Origin of the sequence: Salicola sp. Rm-C-2C1-2, from assembly GCF_040196175.1 — a bacterium.
Classification (GTDB): Bacteria; Pseudomonadota; Gammaproteobacteria; order Pseudomonadales; family Oleiphilaceae; genus Halospina.
The window spans coordinates 247,426-268,683 of record NZ_JBEFNF010000003.1 but is presented as its reverse complement, the minus strand read 5'-3'; the positions used below and the strand labels follow the sequence as shown (position 1 = coordinate 268,683).

Genomic DNA, 21,258 nt, shown 5'->3' with positions numbered 1-21,258 from the left:
CCTGCAGGACAGGGATCAGTCCTGCGGCTCGTAAACCACGACGTTGTGGTAGCCCTCCGCCATGAGGTGACCCACGTGCAAGGTACTCATACTGCCCTCATCGCAATAGAGAAGGTAGCGGTTGCTGCTATCCAGCTCCGTAAAGCGCTGATTCAGCTCATAGAAAGGGATGGCGTGGATCTCATTGTTGGTGAGCGTCAGCGGTGCGTCCGCCGCTTCACCGGGATGGCGGATATCGATAATCACATCGCCCTGTGAGGGCGTGTTCACCCGTGGCACGTCATCAACGCCTACCTCACTTTCCAGAATCTGGTCCACTGGTACCATAGTGCGATTGGCCACGGCAGCATCCAGTACCGCGTCGTCAAAAAAGGCCTCATCGCGCTCAGTACGGCCCCTTCTGGCCTTGGTTGTCGGCCGCTCCGAAATCACACCACAATACTCCGGCATGTTCGCCGCCATCCAATAAGCACCGATCCGGTCCGCAGTATCGATGATCTCGTCCTTATTCATGAATACCAGGGGCCGCATAACCAGCATATCCGTACTCTGGTCGATCAGTCCCAGATTGAGGGGGGTCTGGCTGGAAACCTGCGAAATGCTCTCGCCGGTTACCAGGCCGGAGATATGCATTTCATTGGCAATGCGTTCGGCCGCCCGCAGCATCAGCCGCTTGAGCACCACGCCCCGGTATGACGTGTTGATGCAGGTCATCAGTTCCCCAAGCACGCCTTCAAAGGGCACCGAGATCATATAGACCCGATGGGAGGACTCGTAGTCTGACCAGAGATGGCGTACCATTTGACGGACGCCCGCCTCATGAGCCGTGCCGCCCAGATTGAAGAATAGAAAATGGGTCTGCAGCCCCCGCCGGATTGCCATGTAGGAGGACACGACGGAGTCGAAACCACCCGATATCAGCGTTAGCACCGGCTCCTGGGTCCCGACTGGAAACCCACCCTGGCCTGCGTAGCGCCGCCGCACCACTACCAGGCTTTCACGCTTGACCTCCAGCGTCACAGCGATCTCTGGATTCTTGAGGTTCACCCCGCAAGCGCCCGTATGCTTAAGCAGGTGCCCGCCCAGGTGCTGCTCCAGCTGCTGTGAGCTGAAGCTGTGCGCCCCCCGGCGCTTCACGCGCACGGCGAAGGTTTTTCCCTCCAGCCTTTCCCGGTAAACGTCGGTGACCTTCTCGGCCGCATCCTCAAAGCTCTGCCAGGGCAGATCGTCCACCAGCAGGATGAACTGGGCGCCGGGCATGCGCTGCAGGTAATGCACAACCCGCTCACCCGGACCGGCGTCCTCATGATGCTCCTCCGTACGCCGCTGCTCGGCGTCCGGATCCTCGCCAGGCACATACACGTCGATCCGATCCCAGCCCGGACGCACCTCAATGCGTTCATCAACCTGGCGCATCATCCGGCGTACATTGCGCCGCATCTGGCGCAACTGCTTACGCCGAACGGGATTGGATTTAACCGCCATTTCCGGCGAAATCTTGATGAGGTAATGGACCATGGGTAACACTAGTTGGCTTGGATCGCGCCCTGTTCGGCAGAGGCGGGATTTTAACCGACACCGAAGGGCTAATACTATGTCCCCACAAGGCGTACACGCGCGCGTCTCCCCCGAAGGCAGCCTGGAGATCCTCTCCAGCAAGGAGGTGAACCAGCTCAAGGACGACGGCGAGGGCGGCCTCTACCACCTGTTCCGCCAGTGCGCCCTGGCCGTGCTCAACAGCGGCACCGTCAGTGACGACAGCAAAGCCATCATGGAAACCTACCATGACTTCGAGGTGGCTCTGCTGCAGCAGCCGCGCGGTATCAAGATTGAACTCCATAATGCCCCGCCCAGTGCTTTTGTCGACGGCGACATGATCCGGGGCATCCGCGAGCACCTGTTTTCCGTGCTGCGCGACATTGTCTACGCTAACTCGATACTCGCCACCGCCGGCTGGTACAACCCGCAACAATCAGAAGACATCACCAACCTCATCTTCCAGGTCCTGCGCAACGCCGAGATCCTGCGCGCGGAACACGAGCCCAGTATTGTTGTGTGCTGGGGCGGCCATTCGATCAGCCGGGACGAGTACGACTACACCAAGGATTGCGGCCACGAACTCGGGCTGCGCGGTCTTAACATCTGCACCGGTTGCGGCCCTGGCGCCATGAAGGGCCCGATGAAAGGGGCCACCATCGCCCACGCCAAACAGCGCATCGACAGTGGCCGCTACCTGGGCATCACAGAGCCCGGCATCATCGCCGCCGAGGCGCCGAACCCGATTGTGAACGAACTCGTGATCATGCCGGACATCGAGAAGCGCCTGGAGGCTTTCCTCCGCGCCGGCCACGGCATTGTCGTATTCCCGGGCGGCGCAGGCACCGCCGAGGAAATCCTGTATCTCCTCGGGGTTCTGCTGGACCCCGAGAACGTGGATCTCCCGTTCCCGCTGATTCTCAGCGGCTCAAAGGAAAACGCCGATTACTTCGAGATGATCGACCAGTTCATCCGCAACACCCTTGGCGACCAGGCCGCTAGCCGCTACCGCATCATCATCGACGACCCGGAGGAAGTGGCGAGGGCCATGAACGAAGGCATGCAGACCGTGCGCGACTACCGCCGCAATAGCCGCGATGCCTACTACTTCAACTGGATGCTCACGGTCGACCCCATCTTCCAGACCCCGTTTGAGCCCAGCCACAACAGCATGCGCGCGCTCAATCTCAGCCGAGACCAGGCGCCCCACCGCCTTGCCGCCAACCTGCGCTGCGCCTTCAGCGGCATCGTCGCCGGCAACGTTAAAGCCGATGGCATCAAACAGGTTGAAGAATATGGCCCGTTCGAGATCGAAGGCGACCCTGATTTTCTCAAGCCCCTAGAGACCATGCTCGACGCCTTCGTGGCCCAGAACCGCATGAAACTCCCCGGCCAGGAATACAAGCCCTGCTACCGGATCATCGACAACGCGGGTTAGAGCAGCACGGACCGGCTTACTGCCCGTAACGGAGGCACGCTGTTTTTTTAAAGAGGATTCGACTAGTCTACAGGCAGAATCCCTAAAGACAACAAAGCCGATATGATCAAGCGACTGCCCGTTGGCTCTTTGCGGCTCGGAATGTTCATCACAGACCTCAACAACGACTGGATCCCCCATAATCAGGAAAAGCGCCGGGGCTTCATCCGGCGCGACGAGACGATTGCGGGCATCCAGAAACTGGGTGCCCAGTACGTCTATATCGATACCGCCAAAGGGCTGGACAGCAATGATGCTGAGCCCGCTTTTGAAGTGGATCGCAAGAACGAAGCGGCACTGCAGACCGCTGCCGAATCCGCTCCCTCAGACATAAAGTCCCGTGCGCTGGACGAAGAAATGGGCCGGGCCCGTGAGGTCCACAATCAGGCCCAGTCAATGGTCGATAACCTCATGCAGGACGTCAAGCTGGGGAAAGCCGTCGACGTAGCGCCCATCCACGACCTCGCCCACGACCTGAAAGAATCAGTATTCAGTAATCCCAACGCGTTGAGCGCTCTAGGCCGGATTCGCGAAAAAGACAACTATCTGCTGGAACACTCAGTCAACCTGAGCGTTTTAATGTCGGTCTTCGGCAAAGGGCTGGGGCTGAGCCATGAGATTATGGAACAGATCATCGTGGGAGCGCTGCTGCATGATATCGGCAAGATCCTCACGCCCGACGAAATCCTGCACAAACCCGGCAAACTGTCAGAACGCGAATTCCAGGTGATGAAGGAGCATGTGGCGCACTCACGTGACATCCTGATGAACAGTGAGGGTGTGGGTGAATTAACGCTTCTGACCGCCGCTGAGCACCACGAACGCCTGGATGGCACAGGCTATCCGGCCGGTCTCACGGGTGAAGAAATCTCGCGGTACGGGCGCATGGCGGCAATCGCCGATGTCTACGATGCCATCACTGCCGATCGCGTTTACCACAAAGGCATTACGCCCACACAGGGCCTGAAACGGCTTTTGGAGTGGAGCGGTGACCACCTCGACCCCAGCCTGGTGCGGGAATTCATACGCTGTATCGGGATCTACCCCGTCGGCACCGTCGTCCTGCTTGAAAGCGCCAAGCTGGGCGTTGTTATGGAAACCAACCCTGAGGATCAGCGGCTTCCCGTGCTGCGGGTATTCTACAACACCCAATTTCGGCAGCTGATCCCCATAGAGAGACTGGATCTCGCCGCGCCCGGCACACAGGATCAGATCGTCAAAGCAATCGACCCTCGGGATCATAATCTGGACGTACGGCGGGTCATGTCATTATGAGGTGGCTATCGCCTCTGAGTTACTTGGCCCCGGTTCGGGGCATCGCAGCATAGTAAGCCGCCAGATCCCGCAACTGCTTCTTGGAAAGACCGGAAACCTGCCCATGCATCACGGTCGCCTGCCCGCCACGTCGGTTGCCGTTCTGGTAAGCCTGAAGCGCTTTGAGCAGATAGCCTTCATTCTGCCCCGCGAGCGAGGGATACCGATCCACCGACGCGATCCCGTCACTGCCATGGCACGACGCGCAACCACTCGCCAGCGCCTCGCCCGCCTCCGGATCACCAGCCGGTGTCTGGCCCACAAAAAAGAAAACCAGCGTCAACGCCACCGCAGCCACAACAGCCAGGATACTCCGCATGCATACCTCCCCACTCCCGAAGCCCGTATTATAACGGCTGATCACGCCCACGCACCCCCGCCCGATTGGTGCCCCGGAACAATTGCGGTAGGATGAGAGCTCGTACCCAACGGCGAATGCAGTAGACAGGAGGCACGCCCATGGGCGCCGACAAAGCGCAGAACCAGGCCGAGGATTCTGTCCTCTTTGAGAAGCAGCCCTGCCAGGAAGGCGCGCTCGGGCTCATCACCCTCAACAATGCCCGCAAATTCAACGCCCTGACGCTAACAATGATCGAGGCCATCCAGGCGCAGCTTGATGCCTGGGCCGAGGATGACGACGTGCGCGTCATCGTGCTTTGCGGCAACGGCGAAAAAGCCTTCTGCGCCGGCGGCGACGTGCGCTCGGTGCACGAGGCAATCCAGAATGCCAAGGGTCGCCCGGGCAATGACGGCGAGCGCTTCTTCGCCGCGGAATACCGCATGGACTACACCATCGCCACTCATCCCAAACCCGTGGTCTGCTGGGGTCAGGGTGTCGTGATGGGTGGTGGTCTGGGCATGATGAACGCCTCGCGTTACCGCATGGTCACGCCGGACCTGAAAATGGGCATGCCCGAGATCAGTATTGGTTTCTTCCCGGATGTGGGGGCCAGCCGCTTCCTTAATCGCCTGCCTGGCAGCATCGGCATGTTCATGGGCCTGACCGGCGCCACACTGAACGTGGCGGATGCGCTGCGCGTGGGTTTTGCCGACTACGCTGTGCCCAACAGCGGCTTTGAAGAACTGATGGGCCATCTGCGCGAGCAGGCCTGGAGCCACTCCCCGGAAACCAATGACCGCCACCTGCTGGAAACCCTGCAGAGCTTTGCGGCTGAGTACCAACTGGACCTCTCGGAATCCAATCTGGCGCAACACGAACAGTTCATCAGCCGGATCTGCCGGGGGCGGGATGTGGTTGCCGTGGTCAATGCCATTCTCAACACCTCAACCGAGTCCGATTGGTTCCAGGCAGCCCAGGACAACCTGCGTACTGGCTGCCCGGTATCCGCACACCTTGTGTTTGAACAGCTTCACCGCGGCCTGCAGCAGAGCCTGCGCGATATCTTCGTGATGGAGTTGACCGTGGCGGTGCACTGTACCCGCCATCGCGATTTTCTGGAGGGTGTTCGTGCCAGGCTGATCGATAAAGACCACGCCCCGCGCTGGACCCACAAAGATGTTGCCAGTGTGCCAGCAGGCTGGATCCGCTCCCACTTCACACCGCCCTGGCCGGAAGACGAGCATCCGTTGCGGGACCTGTAGCGCCGGACTCAGTCGCCACCGGCGTTGCTGAGCAGCATCACCAGGTCAGGGTTGCCATTGGCGCGCGCCACATCCATTGCGGTGCGGCCATCCGGCGCCTCGTAATCCACATCCGCCCCGGCATCGAGTACCACACCGGTGAGCAGAAGGTCATTGCGGGCGACCGCGCGCATTAAAAGGGACTCGCCTTTTTCGTTGACCGTATCCACCTCCGCGCCGGCGCGCAGCAGCTGGTTTGTAGCCACGAGCTGGCTGTTCAGCACCGCGTAGGTCAACGCCGTCTCCCCCGCATCGCTGCGTGCGTTCACATCAGCGCCGGCACGGATGAGCATCTCCATGATGCGGCCATGACCTGCTGCGGCGGCCGCCATCAGCGGCGTGATGCCGCCCTCCAGGCCACGATCAGGGTCCGCTCCCTCGCGCAGCAGAAACCAGACTGTCTCTTCATGGCCTGAATCAACAGCCTGATAAAGCGGTGTGCCTTTCGGGCCCATGGCATTGACCTGGCCGCCCTCGGCCACCAGCGATGCCACGCGGCCTTGCTCGCCCTCGGCGGCGGCCTGCATCAGGGTCGTACTGGCATCCGTTTGCGTTTCAGTGCGGTCAGGTCCGGGCGAACTGCCGCAGCCGGCAAGCACCAGAGAGCCCAGAAAGAGCAGGGCAAACAGTGGATTCAGGGTGCGTGGGCTCATCGGTTACTCCGGGAACGGGTTTTTGCCCATTGTTCGCAGATGACCCGGCGGATGAAACCGAAGCGGTCACACTCCGCTCCGCGACCATTGCTCAACAAGCAATCCTGCCAGGACCCGGAGCTGTTTCAGGCCGGGTCGACGCCCTGCCACCAGCCCTTCCTGGCGTAATGTGGCCCAGTCCGCGCCCTGGTGGACCGCTCTCTGCCAGAGCTGGCGTTCCGTGCGGGTCCAGCTCTCGACCACAGACGGAACCTGCCCGGCAAGACGAGCCAATGGCAGCCGGGAAACCGCCAGTTCCCGTGCCCCCTCAACAAAAGCCTCGATCTCACGCCTGTCGGCCTCACCCAGAGCGTCGGCGGTCGGCCCATAGGGCTCGGGCATCATCCTCTCCACTTGCGCCTGCACCTCGGGCTCAACTCCCTCAAGTGCCGGCAACAGCCAGGGCCAATGCGCCGCAAACCGTTCCGCCTGGGACTGGCAGAGGGCCTCTCCCTCGCGGGTGAGCGGCTTAGCCAGTAGCGCAGTATGGGTACCGCTGGCCGCATCACGCCGGATCCCAAGGCGAAGAAGCCGCAAGCCAGCCTGCCGCCAGAACACCAGCAGCTCTGGTGTCGCCCCAAAGCTGACGGCGATTGCATCCACAGCGGCGCTCCGCGCCAACGCTTGCAACGATTCCAGCAACTGCAACCCGACACCCTGGCGGCGGCAGTCCGGATGCACGGCAATGCGGGTCACGCGCAGGTATCGCCTCCGGGCGGCCTCCGGGTCACCCCCCTGAAAGGCCAGCGACTGCGCCGCAAGATGACCACGGGGCCGGCGGTCGCCCCGCCAGACCGCTCGCGCCAGTTCCGCATCAAGCCCACCCTCGTGCAGCGCCCAGATCACGCCCACCAGGTCGGCGCCCTGAAACGCCGCGACAATGACTGTTTCCGGATCGTCCAGAAGCTGGCGCAGATCGTCCGGCGACGTCTGGTAATGGGCACTGACCAGCAGACCCATCACCGCTTTGAGAAGCCGTTCATCCTGCAAAAGCGCGTCCTGCGCAATCATCCGGTAGTCGATGGGTTCACCGGTAGCACCAGGCGCGGGGGGATCCGCATCCAGGCACAACAACTGATTCATCAGCGCTTCCAGTGGATCGTCTGCGGCCCAGCGTATGGGCTCATCCAGCGTTACCCGCCGCCAGCCCGGAGAACGGGCATCCAGAACACCCCGAAAGCGCAGATCAAAGCCCCTGCCGGTCCCTTCATAACCATGGACCGTGGTCGCCAGCACCGACGCTGGCCAGCGCGCTGTCATGGCCGTCAGCATGGAGACCGGCAACGTCGCGGCCTCATCCACCATCAGTACGTCAGCCACCGGCGGCTGACGCAGCAGTTCATCCGGGGCACGGAACACAACAGCGTCCTGGCAGTCCGGCGTCACAAAAGCCCAGAAGCTCGCCAGAGCGGCGGGTCGGGCAGCGGTCACACAGATCTGGCTACCCCACTCACAAACCAACTGTGTCGCAGCCATGCCCAGTGCGGCAGACTTACCCCGCCCCCGGTCAGCGCGCAGGACCACGGGCGCGGGCCTGACTTCCTGGCGCATTGTCATAATCGCCTCTACAGCCCGCCTCTGATCGCCGGTAGGCCCCTGCGGGGGCTGTCGCGCCTCTGCTGGCTTCGTCGGCGCCCCAACGAAAGCCGCGTGCGGGGTAACCAGGGCATTGGGTGGCTGCTCTGCCGCCGCCCCAAGCAGCCGTGACAGGCGGGCCAGGAACCGGTAAGGCGGCGCATGGTGGCGCAGGCGGTCGTAGTCCGGGTCCGGCCCTTGCGCCCATGCCGCCAGCGGCGGCACCAGCCAGACCAGCAGCCCACCGCCGACCAGGGCTCCGCTGACCGCACCCAGCCCGGCCGGGTGTGTGCCCGAATGGCTGTCCCACACAATCTGCGACAGATCCCGCCCCAGCCACTGACGGGCCTGGGCGCCGGTACACTGTGCCATGCCCCGAGGGGGGTCCGTATCACTCACCCAGAGGCCATCGCCTGGCAGGCACTGCGCCACCTCGGTCGCCAGGGTTCGGCCCCACTCGGCGGGGCCGGCCAGCACCAGCACGGCACGGTGGCGCAGTGCCCTGAGAGCAGGAACCGCGTCGGCCAGCCAGCGGCTGAGTTCAGGCTCCATGCTCAGTTGAGATCCACGGCATAGGCTTTGAGGGCCGCGAAGTCCACATACTCAAGCATGGCTTCATGCGTGGCCTGAAGTACCAGCTTAGGCGCACAGCCAGCCTCATAGGCCTCCTTCCAGCGCGCCGCGCACAGGCACCAGCGGTCCCCGGGGGTCAGCCCCTGGAAGCCAAAGGCGGGATTGGGCGTGGCCAGGTCATTGCCCCGAGCGCTGGAGAATTCCAGGAACGCCTCGGTCACCTCACTGCAGACCGCATGCACGCCCCTATCTTCCGGCCCCACATGACAGCAGCCATCCCGGTAGAACCCGGTCATGGGATCATAGCCGCACGCCTTCAGGGGCTCGCCCAGCACGTTGCGCTGAATGCTTTCCGGTTCACTCATATCATTACCCTCATTGCCTCTGCTGGCGTTACAATGGATGCCGCCGCCGGAAGGTCCCCCAGATGATGTCACTGACGGACGAACAGAACAGGGTCGTCACCCTCGATAACCAGCACTGCGTGATCACTGCTGTAGCCGGCAGCGGTAAGACCACCACGCTCGCCTGGCGCATCCGTTACCTGCTGGAGCAGGGCCATGACCCGGCGCGTATTCTGATCCTGATGTTCAACCGCAGCGCCCGGGCGGATTTCCAGGCCAAACTGCAGACCATCACCGCTGAAACCCGGCTACAGCTTCCCGAGATCCGAACCTATCATGCCATGGGCCTGCGCCTGTACCGCCGTTTTGTGCGCGAGGGTTACCTGCCCGCCTGGCAGGGCGACGTGCTGAGCGAGCAGGAGGTGAATTTCCAGGCCTGGCAACTGACGCTGCGCCTCGCCCCGGAAGACCTGCAGGACGAAATCAGGCGCAGCAAGAAAGAGTTCGTGGAAACAGCCACGGCCTTTATCGACCGCGTCAAAACCACTCTCGACAGCGCCGAAACGGTGTTCGAGGCCCTCGGGTTTGAGCCAAAGCACCGTTACCTGCTGGATCTCTACCACAGCTTTGAGCAGTGGCGGAAAGACCACCGGCGCATCACCTTCGCGGACATGCTCTACGAGCCGGTGGTGGCGATGCACCAGCATCCGCAATTGCGGGAACTGGTCGCCAACAAGATGGACATGGTGCTGGTGGACGAATACCAGGACACCAATGAGATCCAGCACCTGCTGCTGAAGGTGGTGGCCGGGGATCGCGCGCGCGTTACCGTTGTGGGCGACCCGGATCAGACCATCTATGAGTTCCGCGGCGCGCGGCCGGAATTCATCCTCTCACGGTTCCGGGAGGAATTCCCGGAACCGGTCGAACTGAGTCTGTCCTACAGTTTCCGCTACGGCCACCGGGTGGCGCTGCTCGCGAACCATCTGATCGCCCACAACCATGATCGCAAGGAAGTGCTCTGCCATTCACACCCGGGAACCCCCAAGACCACTGTTGAGCTGGAATCAGTACGCGAGGACGCGGATGCCGTGGTGCGGCTGGCTGAACAACGCCAGAGGGCAGGGCAGGCGCTGGAGGGCATGGCGGTGCTGGTCCGTGTCTGGAGCCAGAGCGTGCCGATCGAGCTACGGCTGCTGGCCCGGGGTGTGCCTTACCGCATTGATGCCCACAAGGGCGCGCTCTTCACCCGCGAAGTGGCGGGGCTGATGGAACTGCTGGCACTGGCCGCCAGCGAACACCGCGACCCCGGTGACGCAGCCCGGGCTGAGCGCCGCCAGTGCTTCCAGCAGGTACTGCGCTTCCCGCACTGTGGCCTGAAGGAGCAGGAGCTCAACGCCATTGCCGACCAGCTCGCCGCCTTCACACGGGACTGGGGGCAGGTACTGCAGCAGCTGGACACCAGCGATTGGAAGCCGCTTCCGGCACGCAAGGTCCGAAAACTGGGAGAGGCTCTGGCAGCACTGGAGGGCAGCCGCAGACCAGCCCACCGACTCCTTGAGGACTACGCCACCGCCACCGAACTGTTCGAAGGCATCCGCAGTCTGGCGCTCACCCATGAGCAGGCGGATGAGCGCATCGGTACCGTTACCGGCTTCCAGCGCTATCTGGCGAGCCTGAACCTGGACGCCCCCACAGCGCTGCGTCATCTCAGGGACCTGAAAGCGCGTGCTGGCTCCAACCAGCAGGCAGGCGTCCATCTGGCCACAATTCACCGCACGAAAGGCCTGGAATGGCCAACCGTGGTGATCCCCGGCCTGCAGGAGAAGACATTCCCCTATACGGCGCGCGGCAGTGCGGATCTGGATGCACTGCTGGAGAGCGAGCGGCGCCTGCTCTATGTCGGCATTACGCGCACGCAAGAGCACCTGCACCTTCTGACAACGGACGGCTCAGACCCGGAACGCCTGCCCAGCCGCTTTGTGGCGGAATGCGCATTCAGCCTGAGCCGGGAGCTGGGCGAAGCCCTGACGCAAGGAGAGCAGGCGTCAATAACACTCAGCAAACCCGCTACCCGGATCGCCCAGCGCTATGCCCGATTACACAGCGTGGCACTGGAGTCGCCTTTACCAGAAACCGCGCCGCAAGAGGGCGAGGCGCAGGCCCGGCCCATCTGGGAGGCCCGGGAAGTGGAGCATGTGCTTTACGGCACCGGCGGTGTGGTACGCGAAACCGACACCGCCTTCGAGGTGCGCTTCCTCTCGGGCCGCACCCTCCAGTTCAGCAAACAGAGCGCGCACCTGTACTTCCGCGCCCTGTCCCACTGAGTGGATCAGCCAAAAAGCCAGCTGGTCGGATCCGGGTGGGCCCGCCCTTCGTTCAGGGCCACCATACCTTTCACACAGCGGATCAGGAACCAGACCACCGCCCAGATCAGGATCATCCAACCTATCCCGACGGCCATGGTAAGCGTTCCCAGCACGGTGTACAGCAGGCCAATCCAGAAGGTGCGTATCTGGAACCGGTAATGGGTTCTCAGGCGTTCGTCATCAGCGCTGGCGTTCACATAGGCGATGACCACACCGATCAGCGCCGTGACACCCGCAATAAGGCTGGCCAGGTAGAGCGCATAGACGATCATGGGCCAGGTCTTGTCGAATGGTGTATCAGTCTCGGTCATGAACAGGCATCCTGAGTTGGTAAAAACAAAACCCAGTGTAGTCGTGCGTAGGGCATGGCCGCCATGGGCGATGAAAACCCGCTCACCTTCCGGTATTATTGCAGGCCGCAACACACTATGGCCCGGTTGCCCATGAGCTGGTACCACTACCTCCTACCCTACGACTTCTCGCCGCTGACGCTGATCGTGTTCGTGGTGGTTCTGACCATGTACCTTCAGGGCCTGGTCTGGCTCCCTTCGAACGAACGCCCCGGCGCACTGCGGCTCATGACGTTCCTATTGGGACTGCTGCTGTGCTATGTCGTCATGCACACTCGCTTCGATTACTACGCCCAGTACATGTTCTTCATCCATCGCGGCCAGCACCTGGTGCTCCATCACCTGGGGCCGCTGCTGATGGTGCTTTCCAACCCACTGGCGTTAATGCGCTTCTGGGCGCGCCAGGTTCCGGGGTGGCTGGATGCCATACTGTGGCCCATCAAAATGGCCTACCGGGTGCTGCAGCAGCCCGTGATCGCCACCACCCTGTTCGTGGGGCTGATCTACCTCTGGCTGACGCCGGAGCTGCACTTCGACGCCATGCTCAGCCGCCCGCTTTACTGGCTCATGAACTGGTCCATGCTGCTGGACGGGCTGCTGTTCTGGTGGCTGATCCTGGACCCGCGTTCGCCGCATACCCAGCGAGTCCTGGGTTACGGCAAGCGCATCATCCTGCTGGTTGTGATCATTCCACCGCAGAGCGCGCTCGGGGCCTGGATCCTATTCTCGCGGGAAATGGTCTATGACGTCTATGAAGTCTGCGGGCGGGCCTGGCCCATGGCCCCGGCAACCGACCAGATGCTCGGGGGGGTTCTCACCTGGATTCCCCCGGCCATGATGAGCGGCGTCGCCATCCTGATTGTGATCGGCCGGATGATGCGCGACGACGGTAACAGCAGAAACCAACAAGCGGCTAACGAAGCCGAGGAGGTAGCGGCATGACTGGCGCCATCCGCGTTCTGGGCGCTCTGGTTCTGTTGCTGGCGCTAGCTGGCTGCAGCAACGGTGATACGGACTGGAACGCCAAGAGCATCAAGGGCTTGATGCCGGACCTTGCGTTCAGTCTCACCGCTACCGATGGTGAACCTTTTACACCGGAAGATAAGACCGGGCAGGTTCGGCTTCTGTTCTTCGGCTTCACCAACTGCCCGGACATCTGCCCGGCGACCATGGCGCGGCTGCAGAAAGCAGTGGACCAGATGCCAGAAGGCATGCAGGACGAGGTCACGCTGCTGTTCGTAAGCGTGGACCCGAAGCGCGATACCCCGGAGCGCATCGGCCAGTTCGTGGACTTCTTCGGCGACAACATCGTGGGCCTGACCTCGGACGAACAGACCCTGCGCACCCTGGCCAAGCGCTACCGCACCACTTTCGGTTACGGCAAACCGGATGACGACGGCAACTACGCCGTCTCACACAGCAGCGCCGTCTACGTTTTTGACGGCCAGGGCCGGGCCCGGCTACTGATCCGCTCGGATCAGTCCGTGCCGGCGATCAGTGAGGATCTTGAAACACTGGTCCGTCAGCAGCGCGGCTGAAGCCCTATTGCGGCGGCCGCGTTCACACCACGCCCCAGCAGTGCCACGCTGCGGTAGGACAGCCGGCTGATCCCGTGATGCATCAGTCGCACCGGCTCGCTCACAGGGCGGGTAACCGGAACGGCGCGCAGCACATTGAAGGTTTCGTCCGCGATCGACAGATGCACGCGTTCCAGACCCAGCGCCGCCTCTTCCAGGCTCACGCCCGCCAGATCGGCCATGCCAAACCACCAGCGCGTGCTACTGCCATTGGCTTGCGTTGTCATGTCAGCCACTCCTTCAGTTGGTGGGCCACCTTTGGATCATGGGCGAGCCGAACGTGGTGGATCCCGGGGAAATTCGCGATAGCCGCCAACACCCAGCCAGAGCGTTCGTCACCCCGGGCACTGGGTTCTTGGACCAGCGCATCACCGAAGAGGGTGTTCACCGGATGCCTCCGGCTGCGCCCAAGAAGCCCTGAAACAACGTAATGATCCACACCAGGCAGTAACGGTGGCTCCTCAAAATCCGGCGGCGTCACCTCGCCACAGGATAGGTTGCGGATGCCATCACTGCGCAGATCGATGAATTCACCGGCTACCCGCAGGTAATCCCTGGGCATGAGCGCCAGATTCGCAGCGGCCCAGTGGGCACCCCGAGCGAGCCAGGAGCCGTCATGGGGTGACCCGATGTAGACACAGCTGCCCACACACCGACACCACTGATGCCCCATCTGGCGCCCGATATGGCAGGCCGATCGGATCATCAGCCCCCCCATGCTGTGGCCAATCAGGATCAGGTTCTCCACCGGCACCGGCCAGTGGGCCAGCAGGGTTTCCAGTTCCTGTGCCAGAAGACCGCCATTACGATGGATGGGCAGACCGCTGTTGTAACGCAGCATCACAGGGGTGGCATCCAGCTCAGCGGCGAGTTCGGTTGCGTAGGTGCTGTTGGGATCATCGCGGTAGCTCCAGACGGATTCCAGTTCCGTCAGACCGTGAATCAGCAACACCACGGTGCCGGAAGCGCCGGGGACATCAGGTGCGCTGGTATCGAGTACTCACTCACCCAGCCGCATTTCCATAGGCAGCGCCAGGGGATTGTCCCGGGCTTCAAGCCAATCCCCGAGCAAACCGTTGGTTATGGCGGAGACGTGCGCCTGCCAGCGCGGTATGGATGCCTTAACAGGCGGTTGCGTCATCATGGTCACCCAGTCTCCAGCAAACAGCGCCTACTCGTTCAGCTTGAGGGTACTGAGGGTATAGGGGCGGATCTCGTTGAGCAGCCCCGCCTCATCCTTGAGCGACCGGCCATGGGAGGGAATCATTTCCTGCAAACGCCGTGTCCACTCTCCATCCTCAGCCATCTTGCCGGGGAAACAGCGCTCCAGTACGTCAATCATCGCCTTCACAGACGTGGACGCTCCCGGAGAAGCCCCCAACAGTGCCGCCAGACTGCCGTCACTGGCCGCCACCACCTCGGTGCCGAACTGCAGCACCCCACGCCCGCTGGCATCCTTCTTGATGACCTGGACGCGCTTACCGGCATCCTGCAGAGTCCAGTCATTGAACTTGGCGCGCGGGTAGAAGTTACGCAGCGCCTCGATCCGTTCCTCCGCGGACTGGAAGACCTCGCCAATCAGGTAGCGGGTCAGATCCATGTTGCTCATGCCCGCGCCCATCATTGAGGAGAAGTTACTGCCACGCAGCGACGAGAACAGGTCAAAGAAAGACCCTTCTTTCTGGAACTTGGTGGTGAAGCCGGCGAAGGGCCCGAACAGCAGCGCGGGCTCACCGTTAATGATGCGGGTGTCCAGATGCGGCACGGACATGGGCGGTGCACCCACGGGCGCTTTGCCGTAAACCTTGGCATCATGGCGGTGCACCACATCCGGTTTACGGCACACCAGCCACTGGCCACTCACGGGAAAACCACCGTAGCCTTTGCTTTCCTCAATACCGGACTTCTGCAGCAGCGGCAGGGCACCGCCCCCGGCGCCGATGAACACGAAATCCGCTTCCAGGCGCCGGCTCACACCGGTATGGCGATCCCGGCAGGCTACCCGCCAGCTGCCGTCGTCCTCCTGATGCATGGCGGTAACCGGGTTGTTCAGAAGCAGCTCAAAATTGGGCTTGCTCTGCAGATAGCGCACCAGCCCGCGCGTCAACGAACCGAAGTCCACATCCGCGCCATGGCCAACCCGGGTTGCTGCAACCGGCTCCATGGGATCACGGCCATCGGTGATCAACGGCATCCATTTCTCAACCACGCGTGGATCCTGCGAGAACTCCATCTCCTGGAAAAGGTGGTGAGCGCTCATCAGCTCATGACGCTTACGCAGGAAGTTCACGTGCTCATCACCCCACACAAAACTGCAGTGGGGCGTGGAGTGGATGAACTCCTGGGGGTCGAGCTCGCCCTTGCTGACCAGATAGGACCAAAGCTGGAGCGAGACTTCGAAGGCCGAATTGATATCCAGCGCGCGATCAATACTGATGTTGCCCTGCTCATCCTCGGGCGTGTAGTTCAGTTCGCAGTAGCCGGCATGCCCGGTTCCCGCGTTGTTCCAGCCATCAGTACTTTCATGGGCAACATGGTCGAGACGCTCGACCAGGGTGATATTGAGGGTGGGATCAAGCTCCCGGAGGATCACTCCGAGAGTGGCACTCATTACGCCCCCGCCTACGAGGACAACATCCGTGGTGGTCGTCATGCACACTACCTCAGCCTTTTGGGCGACACGGCATATGATAATAACAGATGTTTACTCCGAAAACGCCGTCATCTCATTCGACCTTAGTGGTAGAGCGCTGGTGACACACGGACACATTCTGGTAACGAAGTTACCGTATGACCGAGAAGGGGCGGGCGCCAGAATGGTCTCAAAGACGATTCTGGCGATCAGTACGAGGTCGACATGCCGGTCAGTGAGGAAACACTCGAACGCACCCAGGGTTACAGCATCGTCCGCATCACCGAGAGCGACGCCCAGGGACAGCCCGAACTGAAAACCTATGCTCTCTGGCACGAAAGCGGTGGCCAACTGGACGAGTTCGCGGACTACATTGATGCCGTCCGCGCGCTCAACAGGCTCCTGTTCCCATTACCGGGTCTCCCCGAGGAGACGCTTCACAGCATGGGCTGATCGGTCCCTGATTCACAGAGATGGCGCGTTTCAGGCCCTGTCCATCTTCGCCAGGGAATCCGGCTGAAAGAGTTCCACCCAATAGCCATCCGGGTCCCGCACAAACGCGATCCCCTTCATGGCGCCGTCGTTCGGGCGCTTCTGGAACGGGACACCCAGACTCTCCATGCGCTGACAGGCGGATTCCACGTCCGGCACAGCGACACCGATGTGCCCGTATCCCTTGGGTTCCTCATTGCCATTATGGAACTGCTTGTCGGGATCCTGCTCGTCACCCCAGTTGTGGGTGAGTTCGATCAGCGCTTCACGTCCGAAGTTATAAGTGGTGCGTTCCTTCGGGTCCGCAGGCACCTCGGAGGCCGCACCTTCCGGCAGGTAGCCCAGAAAATAGAGGGTGAACTGCATGTCTTCAAAGTCCAGCCGACGGATCAGTCGCATGCCCAGAGCCCGGGTATAGAAGTCGAGACTCTTCTCGGGATCCTTGATGCGGACCATGGTGTGATTAAGGCGGTACTGCTGCGTTTCCGCATCCGGCTCATGGCAGAGGCCGGGGGCATCATCGAAATGCTGCGGCATGGTGTTCTCCTGTTAGTGGCTTTCCCCAATAAATGGGTACGACGCGGCGCCCTTCCAAGGCCACCAGAGCCCCAACGAAAAACGGCACCCCGAAGGGTGCCGTTATCAGCTGCAATCGTCTGACCGGATGATCAGAAGTTGTGCTGAATACCGACCAGAGCGACGGTCGCGCTGGAGTCAGCCTGATTATCGTACTGGATGTTTTCCAGTTCGAAGCGCACATCAGTACGATCAGACAGCGCCTGCTTGATGTACCCGTAAGTATTCAAATCAATATCAGAATAGTTATCGTCGTCAGTCGATTCACGGTCATCAGACAGCTGGGAAAAGCCGAGATGGCCGGTCAGACCGTTGCCAAAGTCCATCATGGACGCGATCGCGATGCTTTCGACCGTGTCATCATTGCCGTTATTAGTGTTCGCTTGTGTGTAGTTGACAGAGAGCTCGTACGCGTCCGTCACATTCCAGCGTGCACCGAGGTTGTAGAGTTCCGGATCATATTCCTCAGCAATCCCTACACCGCCATAATCGTTGAACTCCCGGACATAAACGCCGTTGACGCTCACGTTGTCAGCAAAGCTGTACTGAGCAGCAGCCTGGATGGAAGTGATGCCATTCTGGTTAGACACGCCTTCGCTTACGGTCTCCTGAACATAGTTACCGCCGGTGAGATCATCCCGGCTTTCTGCCAAAACCCGGTTTCCGCTTGCGTCTTCGAACACCATGTCATCGTCTAGTTGCCCGAAGCTCTTAGCCTGCGTGCTGTCCACGCTTGCAGAACCCTCGCCAACGCCAAGCGTGACCTGGGCCGCAAACGGATCAGAGTGACCCCATGCGCCGCCGTATTCATAGCTGATCGCACTGTCCTGACGGAAACCGTATGCCAGCGAATTACTCAGGACACCAGTGGTGCGGTAATAAGTGCCATAGCCGTGCACGTCGGTCCGGTGCGTGTTCCAGCCACCGAACTCATACAGCGCCTGCCACTGGGAACCGACCTTGATCTTACCCCAGTCACCACCGAGCGCAGCCCAGCCAAGGCGGGTAAACGTATCGCTGTCGCCATCATCGAGCACGTCGATACCGAGCTCAATATTGTAGGACGCGGTCAGACCAGCAACATCCAGTTCTTCCTCGCCGCGAACGCCCAGGCGCGAGTTCAGACCGTTAACCAGGGCAACATCCCGGCCATCGCTGTTTCCGGCTACTGACCTGAGGCCCTGAAAGATATCGCCACTAGCGTTATCACTGTCGGTGTAGTGCTCAACACCGATATCCACGATGCCGTACACTTCCGGTGCCGCCATGGCGCCCATTGGGGCTGCTGCCAGACCACCGCTAACCGCAAGGGCCAGAATCTTCTTTTTCATGGTTTTCATCCTCTTTCCGTTTTTAATCGACTGCACGGTGCGGGCTGTTTTCCCGCCCCGGTTTTGCCTGCTCCTGCACCCACTTGGGCGAACTTCATGAGAGGGTAGATCAAGATCGTCAGTTAATCAAAATTAATTTTTCATTAAATCGGTGGATAGCGTTAGTAAGCAGGCTAAGTAAGTTTCCGTATTTTCCAATCGGAAACAAAAGTCCACCATCGTGTTGTCTATTAACGGGGCCAATACGCTTGCCATCCGAGCAAAGTTCATACTGCCGCCGTTGGGCAACAAATCGAATGACTCACAGCAACCGGACCCCATACAGGAGGCGACCATGCGCAGCAAGTTTGTCCAATCCAATGTTCGCCGCCGTGCTACCGCGCCGGTTGAAGCGTCCCGTCGCGCTGGCGTGAATCGTCCTAACAAAGACACCATGACGCTCGAAGCCCTGACTCGCCCCGCTCAAACGCGCAGTCTCAAGGCGTTACTCCGTCGCAAATAGAAATCAGCCGGTCGCCAGTCTCATCAAGGGAGGGCTAAACCAAGGCCTTCCCTTCTGTGTGTGTGAATCCCCCGCCATCTCCGCTAGCATAACAGTCTTTGCCACAGCGTCCGTGGAGTCGCTTCCGTCACCATGATCAACGCAACCGTGGACAACCCGCGCCCCGGGCGGGAACTATTCCATCTCACCTGGCCCATGCTTTTTGGCGTGCTCGCGTTGATGAGCTATCAGCTGGTGGACAGTGCCTTCATCGGGCAGCTCGGCGTTAAACCCCTGGCAACGCTCGGGTTCACCGTGCCGCTGCAGATGTTCATCATTGGCGTTCAGGTGGGCATCGGCATCGCCACCACGGCGGTGATTTCCCGGGTCCTGGGGGCAGGGGATCCAGTGCGTGCCCGTCGGCTGGGGGGTCTGGTCGTGCTGTCGGGCGCACTACTGATCGCAGTGCTGGCCGTCATCATCTGGTTCAGCCGCCATCTGATCCTGGCGATGCTCGGCGGCAGCGATGACCTCCGCCCCATCGTTGACGCCTACTGGGCACCCTGGCTGTTGGCCGCCTGGCTGGGCGCGGTTCTGTATTTCGGCTACAGCCTTTGCCGCTCCCACGGCGACACCCGCCTGCCGGGCGCCATGATGGTTATCACCAGCCTGATCAACGTGGCACTGGATCCGCTGTTCATCTTTACGTTCGATTGGGGCATTGCGGGTGCGGCCTGGGCCACAGTCGCGGCTTTTGGCACCGGTACCCTGGTGGTCTATTCAAGGCTGCTCACACGCCAGTGGCTGACTTTCGTCCTGGCGGATCTCGCCATCAGACCGGCACTCGCCCGGCTGGGCGGTGTTGCTGGCCCCGCCATGCTCAGCCAGCTCATGCCACCCCTCGCGGCTATGCTGGCCACCGGTTTTGTAGCGGGTTTCGGCGAGGCGGCAGTGGGCGCCTGGGGGCTGGGCTCGCGCCTGGAGTTCTTCTCACTGGTCGCGGTTCTGGCGCTGACCATGGCCATGCCCCCCATGATCGGACGCTACGTGGGCGCCGGCCGGCCGGACCGGGTGGCCCTGCTGGTGTGGTTGGCGGTGCGGTTCGTTATTCTGCTGCAGCTGGTCATCGCAGCTGTCTGGCTGCTGGTCTCAGGCCTGGTGGCACCACTGCTGGCCAGTGATCCGGCAGTGCAAGCCCATCTCTGGGACTTTCTGCTGCGGCTGCCGTTAAGTTGGAGCGGGCTGGGTGTCTGCATGCTGATGGTCTCAGCCTGCAACGCCATGGGGCTGCCCATGCGCGCTCTTGTAATCTCGATTGTGCGGCTGTTTGCCTGCTTCCTGCCGCTATTGTGGCTCGGTGGCCAGATTGGTGGGCTGACCGGGCTTTTCACTGGGGCCATGGCAGGGAACATTGCCGCCGGCATCAGCTCCTGGCTGCTCTACCGGCGCGGTATGGCGCACCTCAGGCAGAAAGCCGATCAATCAGGGCCCGCACCATCGGCTTCATGAACCAGGATTCTTCCGGCATCACGTCTGGCTCAATGCCGTGATCGGCAAGCTGGTCGGTCACCACCGGTCCCACGGACACCAACAGTATCCGCCTCAGTGCCGCCACTGTCTCATCCTGCTGGCCCATGGCCTGGGCAACACTCATCAGGCGCTTGACCTGAGCCTGACTGGTAAAGGCAATGGCATCCAGATTGCCATGGACCAGCCCTTCAACCAGAGCGGCGACCTGCTCACGGTTACTTTCGTCCGCGTAGACATAGGGCGCTACCGCATCCACGTTCGCCCCCTGCTGTCGCAGAAAATCGACCAGTTTCTGATTAGGCTCTTCACCATAGAGCTGCACGCCCACGGTGTGCCCATGCAGGTCACATTCGCTGAGGGTCGCCATAACACCCTCAGTGGTTGCTTTGTGCGCCGTTAGATCATTCTTCAGCCCCAGCTCTCTCAAGGCATTCACCGGCTTGGGGCCTCGTGTGATCTTTGTTACCCGCTGCAGGGCGGTCACGAACGCCTCGTAGCCCCCCTCCCGCTCGGCCGCCGCCGAGAGCCGGCGCAGGCCTTCGCCGGTAAGCAGGATCAGGTCATCCATGGCGCCGGCGTTGAAGCGCTCCAGCCAGGCGCGCACGGAATCCTGATCCGGGGTATCCAGAATCGACACCAGAGGACAGCGCCAGGTTGTGGCACCGCGGCGCTCCAGCATCTGCGCCAGCACATCCAGCTGGCGGGTCTCAGGAATCGCGATCCTGAGCCCAGCCAGGGGCTCGCCTTCAAGAACCTCGTCGGTCATCG

22 protein-coding genes are annotated in these 21,258 nt (G+C 61.4%); 9 read left to right on the top strand and 13 right to left on the bottom strand.

Annotated elements, in window-relative coordinates; genetic code table 11:
- Nucleotides 1-15 precede the first annotated feature (15 nt).
- Complete coding sequence (gene thiI / locus AAF659_RS08460) at nt 16-1,518, bottom strand: tRNA uracil 4-sulfurtransferase ThiI (RefSeq protein ID WP_349751295.1); 1,503 nt, start codon at nt 1,516-1,518, stop codon at nt 16-18.
- Nucleotides 1,519-1,594: 76 nt separating this feature from the next.
- Here thiI and ppnN point away from each other — a divergent pair, with 76 nt between their 5' ends.
- Both ppnN and AAF659_RS08450 read left to right on the top strand, forming a co-directional pair.
- Nucleotides 1,595-2,974, top strand: coding sequence for a nucleotide 5'-monophosphate nucleosidase PpnN (gene ppnN / locus AAF659_RS08455; RefSeq protein ID WP_349751294.1), 1,380 nt, complete (start codon nt 1,595-1,597; stop codon nt 2,972-2,974).
- A 102-nt stretch (nt 2,975-3,076) separates the two neighbouring features.
- Nucleotides 3,077-4,288 (top strand): HD-GYP domain-containing protein, encoded by a 1,212-nt coding sequence (locus tag AAF659_RS08450; RefSeq protein WP_349751293.1) that lies wholly within the window; start codon nt 3,077-3,079, stop codon nt 4,286-4,288.
- Between the two features lie 19 nt (nt 4,289-4,307).
- Here the strand turns inward: AAF659_RS08450 and AAF659_RS08445 are convergent, their stop codons facing one another.
- A complete protein-coding gene (locus tag AAF659_RS08445) occupies nt 4,308-4,646 on the bottom strand; it encodes a c-type cytochrome (RefSeq protein ID WP_349751292.1) in 339 nt (112 codons plus the stop codon).
- Between the two features lie 140 nt (nt 4,647-4,786).
- Here AAF659_RS08445 and AAF659_RS08440 point away from each other — a divergent pair, with 140 nt between their 5' ends.
- Nucleotides 4,787-5,929, top strand: a complete 1,143-nt coding sequence (locus AAF659_RS08440) for an enoyl-CoA hydratase/isomerase family protein (RefSeq protein ID WP_349751291.1) — start codon at nt 4,787-4,789, stop codon at nt 5,927-5,929.
- Between the two features lie 8 nt (nt 5,930-5,937).
- Here AAF659_RS08440 and AAF659_RS08435 read toward each other — a convergent pair whose 3' ends face one another.
- From AAF659_RS08435 to AAF659_RS08425, 3 genes are all read right to left on the bottom strand, one after another.
- Complete coding sequence (locus tag AAF659_RS08435; RefSeq protein WP_349751290.1) at nt 5,938-6,621, bottom strand: ankyrin repeat domain-containing protein; 684 nt, start codon at nt 6,619-6,621, stop codon at nt 5,938-5,940.
- A gap of 66 nt (nt 6,622-6,687) precedes the next feature.
- Complete coding sequence (locus AAF659_RS08430) at nt 6,688-8,787, bottom strand: tRNA(Met) cytidine acetyltransferase TmcA (protein ID WP_349751289.1); 2,100 nt, start codon at nt 8,785-8,787, stop codon at nt 6,688-6,690.
- A 2-nt stretch (nt 8,788-8,789) separates the two neighbouring features.
- Entirely contained in the window at nt 8,790-9,173 is a 384-nt protein-coding gene (locus AAF659_RS08425) for a DUF2237 family protein (protein WP_349751288.1), read from the bottom strand.
- A 62-nt stretch (nt 9,174-9,235) separates the two neighbouring features.
- Here AAF659_RS08425 and AAF659_RS08420 point away from each other — a divergent pair, with 62 nt between their 5' ends.
- Complete coding sequence (locus tag AAF659_RS08420; RefSeq protein WP_349751287.1) at nt 9,236-11,479, top strand: ATP-dependent helicase; 2,244 nt, start codon at nt 9,236-9,238, stop codon at nt 11,477-11,479.
- A 5-nt stretch (nt 11,480-11,484) separates the two neighbouring features.
- Here the strand turns inward: AAF659_RS08420 and AAF659_RS08415 are convergent, their stop codons facing one another.
- Nucleotides 11,485-11,832: a DUF4870 family protein gene (locus tag AAF659_RS08415; protein ID WP_349751286.1), complete on the bottom strand. Its 348-nt coding sequence runs from the start codon at nt 11,830-11,832 to the stop codon at nt 11,485-11,487.
- A gap of 63 nt (nt 11,833-11,895) precedes the next feature.
- Here AAF659_RS08415 and AAF659_RS08410 point away from each other — a divergent pair, with 63 nt between their 5' ends.
- Nucleotides 11,896-12,813: a cytochrome c oxidase assembly protein gene (locus tag AAF659_RS08410; protein ID WP_349751285.1), complete on the top strand. Its 918-nt coding sequence runs from the start codon at nt 11,896-11,898 to the stop codon at nt 12,811-12,813.
- Complete coding sequence (locus AAF659_RS08405) at nt 12,810-13,409, top strand: SCO family protein (RefSeq protein ID WP_349751284.1); 600 nt, start codon at nt 12,810-12,812, stop codon at nt 13,407-13,409. The genes AAF659_RS08410 and AAF659_RS08405 overlap by 4 nt, the downstream gene beginning before the upstream one ends.
- On the opposite strand, the gene AAF659_RS08400 is transcribed toward AAF659_RS08405, so the two are convergent.
- The 4 genes from AAF659_RS08400 to mqo are packed head-to-tail and all read right to left on the bottom strand — an operon-like array spanning nt 13,394 to nt 16,137.
- Nucleotides 13,394-13,675 carry a hypothetical protein gene (locus AAF659_RS08400; RefSeq protein WP_349751283.1) on the bottom strand — a complete coding sequence of 94 codons (282 nt, stop codon included), beginning with the start codon at nt 13,673-13,675 and terminating at the stop codon, nt 13,394-13,396. The genes AAF659_RS08405 and AAF659_RS08400 overlap by 16 nt on opposite strands.
- On the bottom strand, nt 13,672-14,403 hold the full coding sequence (locus AAF659_RS08395; RefSeq protein WP_349751282.1) for an esterase/lipase family protein: 732 nt from the start codon (nt 14,401-14,403) through the stop codon (nt 13,672-13,674). Before AAF659_RS08395 ends, AAF659_RS08400 begins: the two co-directional genes overlap by 4 nt.
- 45 nt (nt 14,404-14,448) lie before the next feature.
- Entirely contained in the window at nt 14,449-14,592 is a 144-nt protein-coding gene (locus AAF659_RS08390) for a hypothetical protein (RefSeq protein WP_349751281.1), read from the bottom strand.
- A 27-nt stretch (nt 14,593-14,619) separates the two neighbouring features.
- Nucleotides 14,620-16,137 carry a malate dehydrogenase (quinone) gene (gene mqo, locus AAF659_RS08385; protein WP_349751310.1) on the bottom strand — a complete coding sequence of 506 codons (1,518 nt, stop codon included), beginning with the start codon at nt 16,135-16,137 and terminating at the stop codon, nt 14,620-14,622.
- A gap of 168 nt (nt 16,138-16,305) precedes the next feature.
- On the opposite strand from mqo, the gene AAF659_RS08380 reads away from it, so the two are divergent.
- Nucleotides 16,306-16,533, top strand: coding sequence for a hypothetical protein (locus tag AAF659_RS08380; RefSeq protein WP_349751280.1), 228 nt, complete (start codon nt 16,306-16,308; stop codon nt 16,531-16,533).
- Between the two features lie 30 nt (nt 16,534-16,563).
- Here the strand turns inward: AAF659_RS08380 and gloA are convergent, their stop codons facing one another.
- Together gloA and AAF659_RS08370 are read right to left on the bottom strand one after the other, a co-directional pair.
- Complete coding sequence (gene gloA, locus AAF659_RS08375) at nt 16,564-17,109, bottom strand: lactoylglutathione lyase (protein ID WP_349751279.1); 546 nt, start codon at nt 17,107-17,109, stop codon at nt 16,564-16,566.
- 131 nt (nt 17,110-17,240) lie between these two features.
- Nucleotides 17,241-18,479, bottom strand: a complete 1,239-nt coding sequence (locus tag AAF659_RS08370; RefSeq protein ID WP_349751278.1) for a porin — start codon at nt 18,477-18,479, stop codon at nt 17,241-17,243.
- A 334-nt stretch (nt 18,480-18,813) separates the two neighbouring features.
- Here AAF659_RS08370 and AAF659_RS08365 point away from each other — a divergent pair, with 334 nt between their 5' ends.
- Together AAF659_RS08365 and AAF659_RS08360 are read left to right on the top strand one after the other, a co-directional pair.
- Complete coding sequence (locus tag AAF659_RS08365; protein ID WP_349751276.1) at nt 18,814-18,981, top strand: hypothetical protein; 168 nt, start codon at nt 18,814-18,816, stop codon at nt 18,979-18,981.
- 132 nt (nt 18,982-19,113) lie between these two features.
- Nucleotides 19,114-20,469 (top strand): MATE family efflux transporter, encoded by a 1,356-nt coding sequence (locus AAF659_RS08360; protein WP_349751275.1) that lies wholly within the window; start codon nt 19,114-19,116, stop codon nt 20,467-20,469.
- On the opposite strand, the gene AAF659_RS08355 is transcribed toward AAF659_RS08360, so the two are convergent.
- On the bottom strand, nt 20,423-21,256 hold the full coding sequence (locus AAF659_RS08355; protein WP_349751274.1) for a uroporphyrinogen-III synthase: 834 nt from the start codon (nt 21,254-21,256) through the stop codon (nt 20,423-20,425). The two genes, AAF659_RS08360 and AAF659_RS08355, sit on opposite strands and share 47 nt — an antisense overlap.
- Nucleotides 21,257-21,258 lie beyond the last annotated feature (2 nt).

Excerpts from the sequence above, each read along its gene's own strand:
- AAF659_RS08400 (WP_349751283.1), bottom strand. The coding sequence starts at position 13,675 with ATGACAACGCAAGCCAATGGCAGTAGCACGCGCTGGTGGTTTGGCATG.
- AAF659_RS08380 (WP_349751280.1), top strand. The coding sequence starts at position 16,306 with ATGCCGGTCAGTGAGGAAACACTCGAACGCACCCAGGGTTACAGCATC.
- ppnN (WP_349751294.1), top strand. The coding sequence starts at position 1,595 with ATGTCCCCACAAGGCGTACACGCGCGCGTCTCCCCCGAAGGCAGCCTG.
- gloA (WP_349751279.1), bottom strand. The coding sequence starts at position 17,109 with ATGCCGCAGCATTTCGATGATGCCCCCGGCCTCTGCCATGAGCCGGAT.
- thiI (WP_349751295.1), bottom strand. The coding sequence starts at position 1,518 with ATGGTCCATTACCTCATCAAGATTTCGCCGGAAATGGCGGTTAAATCC.
- AAF659_RS08365 (WP_349751276.1), top strand. The coding sequence starts at position 18,814 with ATGCGCAGCAAGTTTGTCCAATCCAATGTTCGCCGCCGTGCTACCGCG.
- AAF659_RS08415 (WP_349751286.1), bottom strand. The coding sequence starts at position 11,832 with ATGACCGAGACTGATACACCATTCGACAAGACCTGGCCCATGATCGTC.
- AAF659_RS08430 (WP_349751289.1), bottom strand. The coding sequence starts at position 8,787 with ATGGAGCCTGAACTCAGCCGCTGGCTGGCCGACGCGGTTCCTGCTCTC.
- AAF659_RS08410 (WP_349751285.1), top strand. The coding sequence starts at position 11,896 with ATGGGCGATGAAAACCCGCTCACCTTCCGGTATTATTGCAGGCCGCAA.
- AAF659_RS08425 (WP_349751288.1), bottom strand. The coding sequence starts at position 9,173 with ATGAGTGAACCGGAAAGCATTCAGCGCAACGTGCTGGGCGAGCCCCTG.
- AAF659_RS08355 (WP_349751274.1), bottom strand. The coding sequence starts at position 21,256 with ATGACCGACGAGGTTCTTGAAGGCGAGCCCCTGGCTGGGCTCAGGATC.
- AAF659_RS08450 (WP_349751293.1), top strand. The coding sequence starts at position 3,077 with ATGATCAAGCGACTGCCCGTTGGCTCTTTGCGGCTCGGAATGTTCATC.
- AAF659_RS08360 (WP_349751275.1), top strand. The coding sequence starts at position 19,114 with ATGATCAACGCAACCGTGGACAACCCGCGCCCCGGGCGGGAACTATTC.
- AAF659_RS08405 (WP_349751284.1), top strand. The coding sequence starts at position 12,810 with ATGACTGGCGCCATCCGCGTTCTGGGCGCTCTGGTTCTGTTGCTGGCG.
- AAF659_RS08390 (WP_349751281.1), bottom strand. The coding sequence starts at position 14,592 with ATGATGACGCAACCGCCTGTTAAGGCATCCATACCGCGCTGGCAGGCG.
- AAF659_RS08445 (WP_349751292.1), bottom strand. The coding sequence starts at position 4,646 with ATGCGGAGTATCCTGGCTGTTGTGGCTGCGGTGGCGTTGACGCTGGTT.
- AAF659_RS08420 (WP_349751287.1), top strand. The coding sequence starts at position 9,236 with ATGATGTCACTGACGGACGAACAGAACAGGGTCGTCACCCTCGATAAC.
- AAF659_RS08440 (WP_349751291.1), top strand. The coding sequence starts at position 4,787 with ATGGGCGCCGACAAAGCGCAGAACCAGGCCGAGGATTCTGTCCTCTTT.
- AAF659_RS08435 (WP_349751290.1), bottom strand. The coding sequence starts at position 6,621 with ATGAGCCCACGCACCCTGAATCCACTGTTTGCCCTGCTCTTTCTGGGC.
- AAF659_RS08370 (WP_349751278.1), bottom strand. The coding sequence starts at position 18,479 with ATGAAAAAGAAGATTCTGGCCCTTGCGGTTAGCGGTGGTCTGGCAGCA.